Below are 9,512 nucleotides of genomic sequence, written 5' to 3' on the forward strand. Positions count from 1 at the left end.
AAAAAGGAGTTGAAGTAATGAGACAGATCATTTGCCAGAAATGCGAAAAAATTATTGAGTATACTGAGTGCGAAAAAGTTGATACACTTTACGGAAAATGTCCAGACTGTCATCCCGATAAAAAATCATAATTCCTGTAAAAAGCAATCTTGTTTCTGCTTTTTATAGAGATTGAACATTCAGCCTGCTTCGTCCATATAGTGGACAATTAGTGGACAATTGAATAAGAGATATAAAGAAAAAATCTCATTTTAATGGTACCAATCATAACAAGCTAAACTATTATAAAATAGCTCGCGATTCCTGCGTATTGTTTTCATATTGTAAGTAGTGTCATAGACGGCTTTTATTTCTATGACACTATTTACAATAGCAGCTAATGTTTCCAGCTCCAATTGTTTAAACAAAGTGATAGCCTCAGGGACTTTCATGGTTAGCATTATCAACCTACATAATGGTGTTAGTTTATAGGCCTTCCCTTTTGGCATTTGATAGATTTTAGAGGTAGAAGCATTGTCAAATATAGACAAGTTTTTATAATACTCCGCATTATTCCCAGCCAATATTCCCTCATTTGTGTCAAAAACAACTAAATATCAATCCAAATTGACGCGATATCTACATCTAAATTTTGAAAATATTTCACAAAAAGTGTTCAACTGTCTAATTTTGCACTAAACTACTAAGCAAAAAGCACAGTGAACACTCTTTTACTTACACACATTTCAATATAAAAATTCTTGAAGTTATTAAGAAGCTGCAATCTATATATAGTAGTTTTCAATTCAATACTTAAGCTATAATCGTCTCTATATCTTGCTCCAACAACCTTACACACCGTACCATACTCCTATCCATCCAACTTTTAATGTAAAGATGAAGCAACAAAATAACAGCACGAATTTCAGCTTAAATTGTTCATTAGTGTAATTTTATACACCATGTGATTTCAAAGTGCGTACTTCATTTGCTGAATAATCTAAATTATAATAAATTAACACATTACTTGAAAGGAGTGCCAAAATATGAACTTTAAGTTTTTTAGGGTGGTGCAACAAAATAGTTCTTGAGTATACCATGACGAAAGACAAGAATGTTAAAACATCTTGTAATTGCAGATAGCTAGATAGGAAAAAACGACACCATTTCAAAACAGAGATTTACGAAGAATAGTTATACAGAAATTCAGTTGTAAACTATTGTATTGGAGTGATAAAGATGACTGGAACAACAATATCAAAAATAAATTACAAGTATTTAAATCAAGGACCTGGTATACAACTGATTAAAGCAGGTAGTTATGAGCCGAAAAAACTTACAAATAACATTCAACTTTTTGATATACCTATAAGTTCAACGCAAATGGGTTACTTTGATATGAATAAAGATGAATTTGCGATCACTTATGAGTTATTAGAAATACAAACAGTTACAAAAGGAAAGATTGTTGTAAGAGACGATAAAGGCAGGAAATTTTCAGCTGAAGAAGGTGATGTACTCATTTTCACACCTACTACAACAGCTATTTTTGATGGGGAAAGTGATGGAAGCGCTATCTATACAACACATCATCAATCTGAGTATGCAATAAAGTGAGTAAGTGAGCCGTATTCTTTGGACAAGACCAATTCACCAATTCAACAAACTGAACAGCTACATCTCCCTGTGGATGGCGTATTTTCATGTGAAAATCCTTTTCAAGCGTAAACGAGGAATTCAAATATCTACCAAAATAAGGAGGGAAAATTTTGAGTAATACTAATTTGGAATTAAAAAAGGTTTTAGGTCCTATACAAATATGGGGACTAGGCGTGGGAATCGTTATTTCGGGTTCATATTTTGGTTGGAACTACGGTCTAGCTGAATCAGGTTTAATTGGGATGTTAATTGCTACGGCAGTAATCGGTCTTATGTATGTAACATTGTGTTTATCATTATCGGAGTTAACGACATCAATGCCGCATGCTGGAGGAGCATATGCCTTTACTAGAAGAGCAATGGGCCCATTTGCTGGGTTTCTTACGGGCGTAGGGGTTACATTGGAATTTGCGGTAGGTACAGCGGTGTTTACCTCAGGGGCAGGTTATTACGTAAATTTCCTAATTCCTGCAATCGATCCTATTCTAGCTGCTGCAGTTTTATATATCTTTTTCTTTATTGTTCATATTTTAGGTGTAAATGAATTTGCTACAATCGAGATGATTCTCGTAACGATATCAGTAGCAGTTGTTCTTCTTTTCTCTTTTTATGGCATGCCACATATTACCGCCGAGAAATTATTTGAAGGCGGACTTATTCCGGGGGGAATTTCTGGTATATGGGCTGCTCTACCTTACGCGATGTGGTTGTATATTTGCATGGAAATGTTACCAATGCTGTCTGAAGAATGTCGTGACCCCGTTAAGGACATGCCTAAAGGGATTATGAGAGCAATATTCACGCTTGTTATCCTTGCGTTCCTTGTAGTCACAGTTACCGTTGGCCTTGGTGGAGCTGCTGGAGCATCAGTTGAAGAAAACCCACTTTCCTATGCGATTGCCACTGGTATTAATGGTAATTCATGGTTAATTAGTGTTCTCTCTGTAGTTGGTTTATTCGGAATGCTTTCAAGCTTAGCAGGAGCAATTTTAGCTTATTCCCGACAAACTTTTGCATTGTCAAGAGCTGGTTACTTTCCTAAATTTCTATCTAAATTAAATGAGAAGCGTCGCACACCTTATATGGCAATCCTTGTTCCTGGTGCAATGGGATTCGTGTTTGTTCTAATGTTTAACCCGGATCGATTAATTTTAATAGCTACGTTTGGAGCATTAGTGTCTTACGTTATGATGAACATATCACTAATGGTCTTAAGGAAAAGAGAACCTAATCTGATTCGCCCGTATAAAGCACCATTTTACCCATTAGGTCCTATCGTTTGTATTATTATTAGCATAATTGCTCTATTCTCAAGTATTTTTAAGGATCCTATATTCTTCCTAATTAACATCGGTATTTTTGCTGCAGCAACTATTTATTACTTTACATGGGCAAGGTATCGTATTAACAAAGATGCTCCAGAAGAACAATTTGCTGCATTTTACGAAGTAGAAGAACAGATAAAAAGAACCCCTTCTGCGTAATAGATCGATTTTATGTAATCGCTTACCACAGTATTCCATTGAGCCACTTGTTCTACTACATTAATAAAATAGTGGCTCAAAACTATTATTGCTATGCGATACGTTCCAGTTTAGACAGCTTTTCCATTAATGTCAGAATCATGGACAATATAAATTATAATTTCCTTTTAACGAAATAAAGCGATGTATATTAATGAGGAATTATATACTATATGAATTAAAAGTGCGTACTTTATTCAGTTATTAATCTAATTTATAATAAAGTACATATCAAAACAATAAACAGAAAGGAGCAACCAAACATGGGCTAAATAATTTCTTACACCTATTGAAAAAAAGCAAAACAGTATTGTAGGTAAGATTAAACAAAAGCGAAATCATAAGTCGCGATGTCTTCTTATCATGTGTTGTCAATTGTAGTATTACTAGATAGGAAAACGATAAGGATTTGCTAAAAACAAGGAACGACAACCAGGATGTTCTTGCCCACTTCAACTATCGGAAATAATGAAAGCGTTATCTAAATAACGATAATGTAAGTAATTGTAAGGAAGGAGCAGGTAGAGAGACTATATCGATTTAATTGTGTTAATAAAAACCAGTAAGCCTATTATAAGATAGCTTACTAAGGAGGAATAACATAATGGTTTTCCAAAGCGCAAATATTATGAGCAAGCCTTTATTAGATCGCTTTCCATTCCCTTTTGATTCAGATTCCTATCGATATTCTAATAATTCTAGAAAGCTTGATCCACCGAATGTACTTGACATTACTCCAGAGTACTTTGAAGAAATCAAACTAAAACGAAAGCTCTTAGAGAATAGAAAAGAACAGACTTTCCAATCCTTCCCACATTCTATCGAAGCACAGTGGGAAATATTAGAAATGATTATGAACGAAATGATAGCAAATCACCCAAACTATTTTAGTCTAAAGAAAGAAAGAGATTACTGGATATTTCAAAACCACTTGCTAGGAGAAGAACAAACCTTTACTTTTGGAGATCTTTCTAGTTTACCCTGTGAACCATTAGATTTTATTGGTCGACATGTCCAAGAAGATTTAATTTATCTGGGACAAAGAGATGGGAAGCTTTATATGGATGCTGGACAGCTATGTTTCCCTGCCGATTGGTCAATTGCATTTGACTTAGGTATGGAATTTTTAGAAATTCATACTCCTGTTCCCCAACCCTTTACTGGAACCGGGCTCGTGGAGAAGGTTCGAGACTTTTTATTAAGAATGGAAGCCGGAGAGCCTTGGACCAGATATAATTGGACATTAACAGTTGAGCATATCCTGGATACTGCTCCGGAAACATTTGGTGAATGGGGTACTAAAAAGGAAAATGTTACTGCATTCAACGCTGGTCAACTTGTTAATTTACGAGTGGAAGATCAAAGGCTATTTCGCCTACCACTTAGTAATGGTATCTTATTTAGTATTCACACACACCTGATTACTTTAGAAGAGCTAACGAACAATGCCCAATGGAAATATCAATTTTATAATATATTAGATGATATACCGAATGAACTAGCAGAGTATAAAGGGTTTATCTCTTATAAAGACAAAGTCTTAAAATACTTGGAACAGAGGATAGCAGACTCTTCTTCAATTAAATAAAAGAAGGGAAGAAAGAATATGCGTACAATTAAATGTAAGATTACTAAAATAGAGAAGACATTTAATCAAGGCCATGTGGTTGAAGCTGAGCTGATTGAAGGTTCTATTCCGAACTTAATTACCTATGCAGATCATGTGAAAAGCGATGGAACCATTTTTCAAATTCCAACCTATCTAATAGAAACAACCAACAAAGATATTTGTCGGCTTTATTTCCATACTACACCCAACAATGATGAATGGCTTTTTAACTTTGAGGGTACTTTTTTTGAACTTCATGTTTCAGAATATTCAAATTTTATCATTCCCCAACACTGTAAGAAAATGTTACTGTTAATTGAAGAATCGGCTCTTTTTGAGAATCTAATAATTATTGACTTTCTTGGTATTCATAAGATAAAGACCGACGTTTATATTAAAACAGAAGCGCAAGGAGAATTGCTAAATTATCTTCAACGAAGGATGAACAATAACATTACTTTATTACCGTCCTTAGAAACGCGTACAGTGCATTCTATTTTTACCAACCAAGAAATCGGGACAAGGTTATACATTTCTGGATCCTGGTCGATGATCAATCATTTGAAAAACATTGCTTTTGAAATAGGTTTAACAGATGATGAAATTCAGTTCAAGGGCTTGGGAGTACAAAAGGAAAAAATAATGTGTGTAAAATGCTATTCTTTTAATATTAATGAAACAAATGATGAGATAGAGGAAATGAATTGCGTTCATTGTAATACTACGCTTGAGGTTTCTAGTCATTATTCAAGAAGACTTGGTGCATATCTTGGTTATGTTAAAGCTGTCGAAGCAGTAGTAGGTGCGGAAAGGAGAAAAAAATAAGATGTCTGCAAATACAATCGATGTTGTTGTCGAAGAGATTAGAAATGAATCTCCACAAGTTAAAAGTTTTAAATTAAAACCTTCTGACACCTCAAGACTATTACGCTGTGGCGCAGGGTCTCATGTTAAGACATATGTACAATTCGATCAGAATCTTTTTGAAAATAATTACTCCTTAATAAATGATCCGGATCAATCAGGTTACTACCAAATTGCTATCCGTCGAAGTGATGAGTCAAAAGGTGGCTCGGTTTGCTGGCATGATCAGGTAAAAGAAGGAGACCAGCTGAAAATCAGTTATCCTAAAAATCATTTTTCACTAAGCTTCAGCGCTAAACACCATGTCCTAATTGCTGCTGGTATTGGGATAACTCCTTTTATTGCCATGGCAGCTGATTTGAAAAAGAAAGGAAAATCATTTGAATTGCATTATGCTGCACGTTCAAATGATTTATGTGCTTTCCATTCATTTCTAAATTCAGTTTATCCAGACGAAACTCAATTTTATTTTTCAAAGCAAGGAAATAGGATGACAACGGATGTAATGAATAATCAACCAATCGGTACCCATGTTTATTTTTGCGGTCCCGAAAAAATGATAAATGAATATGCAGAAGCAGCAAGATCATATGGATATCCTGATTCGAATATTCATTTTGAACTTTTTGTCCCACCGGATTTTGGTCCAATGGAACCTTTCCAAGTTAAGCTAAATAAAAGCAATAAAATAGTTGAAGTACCAGAAGATAAATCTCTGCTTGATATTTTATTGAAACATGGTATTGATGCTCCATATTCATGTAAAATCGGAGGATGTGGCAGTTGTCAAGTTGATGTACTGGAAGGTGAAGTTGATCACAGAGATCTCTTCCTTACAGATAAAGAAAAAGAAGAAAAAAGTGTCATTTGCACATGTGTATCACGAGCAAAAGTAAAGAATGGCAGCATTGTTTTAGACTTATAGTATCGTCCAACAAAACGACAAACCACTAAATTTAGGTATAGACTGCTAGCATTGCGCATCGATAATTGCGTAAAGACAATTATCGATGCGCTTTTATTATAGTTAATATATGGAACTGAAGTTCTATCGCAAGCTAGGTTTGTCATAGATTTAGTTGCACCTTGTGTATAACTTTATGAAGAGTAAATAGATTAATTCTTTAATGTTTAAATACCAAGGAGGTTTCGATCGCTTGTGAGTGAACTATTAAAAGAATCAGTACTGGAAGAGACAAGCCCGGAAGATGATGGCAATTCTCGCGGATTAAAAAAAGAAATGACATGGAAGGATGCTTTTTGGTTTGCAACTGGGGTACCAGCCTTAGTTTTATTTTCAATTGGGGCTATTGCAGCCACTGTAGGGGGGCTATCCTGGTTGGTTTGGACATTATCCATTTCAATTGGGTTTATTCAGTCTTTTGTTTATGCTGAAATTGCAGGTCTTTATCCGAAAAAGTCTGGTGGGGCATCTGTATATGGTGCTATGGCATGGGTGAAATATTCGAAGTTTTTATCTGCAATGTCTATATGGAGCAACTGGATCGCTTGGACTCCTGTATTGGCTCTAGGAACGAAACTAGCTTCAGGTTTCGTCTTAACGACATTTTTCCCAAATGCAGCTATTACTACGTGGGGTATTACACTGCTAAATTTAAGTTTTATACGCCCAGATCTTACAGTTCGTTTTGATTTTAGTTTCGTACTAGCTCTCGCTTTTCTTGCAGCTGTTTTTTTCATCCAAAATCTGGGTGCGGTAAATGCTGCACGTATTCAAAGAATTCTTGCTGTAGTGGCTCTGCTACCACTCCTTATTGTAGGAATCGTGCCGTTAATTACCAATGGAATTAATGTAGAAAATATAACCCCTAGTCTTCCGACTGGAGTTTCTTGGGATGCAGCAGGTTGGACGTTACTATTTGGAGGATTGTTTTTAGCTGCTTGGTCTACGTATGCTTTTGAAACTGCTATCTGCTATACTAGTGAATTTAAAAACCCTAAAAAAGACACCTATAAAGCGATCATATTTTCAGGGCTATTATGTTTACTCGTATTCACACTTGTTCCGTTTTCCTTTCAAAACTTTTTCGGGCCAGATGGCTTACTAGACCCCGGTATTGAAAGTGGTATGGGAGTAGGTTCAGCAATGGCCATGATGGTAGGCGGTGGTCTGCTAATAGAAACGATTCTTGTTCTATTGTTAATTCTCTCAACAGTATTATCCATTATGACTTCTATGGGCGGATCGTCTCGTACAATATACCAAGGATCTGTGGATGGATGGTTTCCAAAGTTCATATCTCGTGTGAATCGTAACGGGGCACCTACTGGAGCTATGTGGACAAATTTAGGTTTTAATGTTATTTTGCTTTCGTTGTCAGACTATACATTTATCCTCGCTATTTCAAATGTAAATTATATTATATTTAACTTTTTCAATTTGAATGCTGGATGGATTCACAGGATGGATCGCCCAAACTGGGCACGACCGCTTAAAATACCGACTTGGCTTTTATCAATAAATGTTGTATTAGCTTTTGTAAATATCGCTTTCTTAGGTTTGGGTGCACTCGTTTGGGGTACAGGAACGCTCATATCAGGATTATTAGTTGCGTTAATAGCTATTCCTTTGTTTGGGTACAGGCATTTCTTTAGAGACAAAGGTAAATTTCCTGAACCAATGCAAAACGATTATGAAGAAGAAGGATTCGTGAAAAAAGCAGGTATTTTACCATATATTGCGGTTGCTGCAGCAATCGTACTCATCATCATCACTAGTCAATTATCCGTTTATAGTCTTTAAGGTTATTGAAAAAGCCCAATCTCTTTGTGAAATTGGGCTTTTTCAATATACTTTTTTCACCTAATGACAAGGCATATTTAAAACGGAGACTATAGAGCATAGTAAAACATCTCCGTTTTTCATACTATAACTGTCTTATTTTGCACATCTATTAAAATTTCGTTTAATGCTAAATTACATTTTTTACAATAGCATAATTTATTTTTTTTACTTTGTAGTGAACAACATTTTGGACAATATCTCCATAATTTCATCACTATCATTCACTTTCTATTGGATACTTATTATAGAATAAATGGAATTGCAAAACTGTTATTCAAGATTTGCATGCTTACCAAACATCGTTTCTCCGTCTTGTTCTTTTTTATCCATCATTCTCAATACTAAAGCATCATAGAATAAGAGGAGACTTTGTTCAAACAATGATCCCATTGGTTGTATGGATTTATGACCGCTATCTGCACCAGCTTCTTTTGGTTTGGCAGGTATCTTTACAGTGAGATCACTTAACTCGCCAATAGGAGATTCAGGTGAAATTGTAACAAGCGCTACTTTTGCACCTATACTTTTAGCCTTTTCAGCCATAGAAATTAATGTTTTAGTTCCCCCTGAACCAGATGAAAGAACTAATATATCGTTCTCATCTATCCCTGGTGTAGCTACTTCACCTACAACATAAGCGTCTAGCCCCATATGCATCATACGCATTGCAAATGATCTAGCCATTAATCCCGAACGGCCAGCGCCAGCTACAAAAATTTTCTTCGATTCAAGGATACTATTCATTAAATCTTGAGCTTCTGTTTCAGTTATTAATTCAGTTGCGGTATTTAATTCTTTTAAAATCTCATTTAGGAATGTGCTAGTTTGCGTAGTCATATAAATCCTCCTTAAGCAAGACTTTCTTGCTTCATTAAACGCTGAATCGCAGCAGCTTCGCCCTTTTTGTCTTCTTTGTTAGCAATACCCCCACCAACGATGACTAGGTCAGGTTGTGACTTCAATACTTCTGGCAACGTTTCCAATTTGATACCACCTGCAATAGCTGTTTTGGCATTCTTTACTACACTTTTAATTGTTTCTAGATCTTTAAAAGAGTTTTTACCTTCTGCCT

10 protein-coding genes are annotated in these 9,512 nt (G+C 35.4%); 7 read left to right on the top strand and 3 right to left on the bottom strand.

Going from position 1 to position 9,512, the window contains the following annotated elements; genetic code table 11:
* The first annotated feature begins 17 nt into the window (after nucleotides 1-17).
* Nucleotides 18-131, top strand: coding sequence for a GapA-binding peptide SR1P (locus F1560_RS18510; RefSeq protein ID WP_149476125.1), 114 nt, complete (start codon nucleotides 18-20; stop codon nucleotides 129-131).
* 120 nt (nucleotides 132-251) lie between these two features.
* On the opposite strand, the gene F1560_RS18515 is transcribed toward F1560_RS18510, so the two are convergent.
* On the bottom strand, nucleotides 252-563 hold the full coding sequence (locus F1560_RS18515; RefSeq protein ID WP_149476126.1) for a hypothetical protein: 312 nt from the start codon (nucleotides 561-563) through the stop codon (nucleotides 252-254).
* Nucleotides 564-1,218: 655 nt separating this feature from the next.
* Between F1560_RS18515 and F1560_RS18520 the strand changes: the two genes are divergently transcribed.
* The 6 genes from F1560_RS18520 to F1560_RS18545 all read left to right on the top strand — a co-directional run bounded on the left by F1560_RS18520 (nucleotide 1,219) and on the right by F1560_RS18545 (nucleotide 8,398).
* Nucleotides 1,219-1,596: a cupin domain-containing protein gene (locus F1560_RS18520; protein WP_149476127.1), complete on the top strand. Its 378-nt coding sequence runs from the start codon at nucleotides 1,219-1,221 to the stop codon at nucleotides 1,594-1,596.
* A gap of 152 nt (nucleotides 1,597-1,748) precedes the next feature.
* Nucleotides 1,749-3,122, top strand: a complete 1,374-nt coding sequence (eat, locus tag F1560_RS18525) for an ethanolamine permease (RefSeq protein ID WP_149476128.1) — start codon at nucleotides 1,749-1,751, stop codon at nucleotides 3,120-3,122.
* Between the two features lie 643 nt (nucleotides 3,123-3,765).
* A complete protein-coding gene (locus F1560_RS18530) occupies nucleotides 3,766-4,749 on the top strand; it encodes a heme-dependent oxidative N-demethylase family protein (protein WP_149476129.1) in 984 nt (327 codons plus the stop codon).
* An 18-nt stretch (nucleotides 4,750-4,767) separates the two neighbouring features.
* Nucleotides 4,768-5,595, top strand: coding sequence for a dimethylamine monooxygenase subunit DmmA family protein (locus tag F1560_RS18535; protein WP_149476130.1), 828 nt, complete (start codon nucleotides 4,768-4,770; stop codon nucleotides 5,593-5,595).
* A gap of 1 nt (nucleotide 5,596) precedes the next feature.
* Nucleotides 5,597-6,559, top strand: coding sequence for a PDR/VanB family oxidoreductase (locus F1560_RS18540; protein WP_149476131.1), 963 nt, complete (start codon nucleotides 5,597-5,599; stop codon nucleotides 6,557-6,559).
* A gap of 234 nt (nucleotides 6,560-6,793) precedes the next feature.
* On the top strand, nucleotides 6,794-8,398 hold the full coding sequence (locus F1560_RS18545) for a trimethylamine N-oxide permease (RefSeq protein WP_246811953.1): 1,605 nt from the start codon (nucleotides 6,794-6,796) through the stop codon (nucleotides 8,396-8,398).
* Nucleotides 8,399-8,710: 312 nt separating this feature from the next.
* On the opposite strand, the gene hxlB is transcribed toward F1560_RS18545, so the two are convergent.
* A complete protein-coding gene (hxlB, locus tag F1560_RS18550; protein WP_149476132.1) occupies nucleotides 8,711-9,277 on the bottom strand; it encodes a 6-phospho-3-hexuloisomerase in 567 nt (188 codons plus the stop codon).
* An 11-nt stretch (nucleotides 9,278-9,288) separates the two neighbouring features.
* On the bottom strand, nucleotides 9,289-9,512 hold a 224-nt coding region (locus F1560_RS18555; RefSeq protein ID WP_187773771.1), incomplete at its 5' end, for an orotidine 5'-phosphate decarboxylase / HUMPS family protein.

This window comes from Oceanobacillus polygoni, from assembly GCF_008304605.1.
Classification (GTDB): Bacteria; Bacillota; Bacilli; order Bacillales; family Amphibacillaceae; genus Oceanobacillus; species Oceanobacillus polygoni.

Excerpts from the sequence above, each read along its gene's own strand:
- F1560_RS18520 (WP_149476127.1), top strand. The coding sequence starts at position 1,219 with ATGACTGGAACAACAATATCAAAAATAAATTACAAGTATTTAAATCAA.
- hxlB (WP_149476132.1), bottom strand. The coding sequence starts at position 9,277 with ATGACTACGCAAACTAGCACATTCCTAAATGAGATTTTAAAAGAATTA.
- F1560_RS18510 (WP_149476125.1), top strand. The coding sequence starts at position 18 with ATGAGACAGATCATTTGCCAGAAATGCGAAAAAATTATTGAGTATACT.
- F1560_RS18530 (WP_149476129.1), top strand. The coding sequence starts at position 3,766 with ATGGTTTTCCAAAGCGCAAATATTATGAGCAAGCCTTTATTAGATCGC.
- F1560_RS18540 (WP_149476131.1), top strand. The coding sequence starts at position 5,597 with ATGTCTGCAAATACAATCGATGTTGTTGTCGAAGAGATTAGAAATGAA.
- F1560_RS18535 (WP_149476130.1), top strand. The coding sequence starts at position 4,768 with ATGCGTACAATTAAATGTAAGATTACTAAAATAGAGAAGACATTTAAT.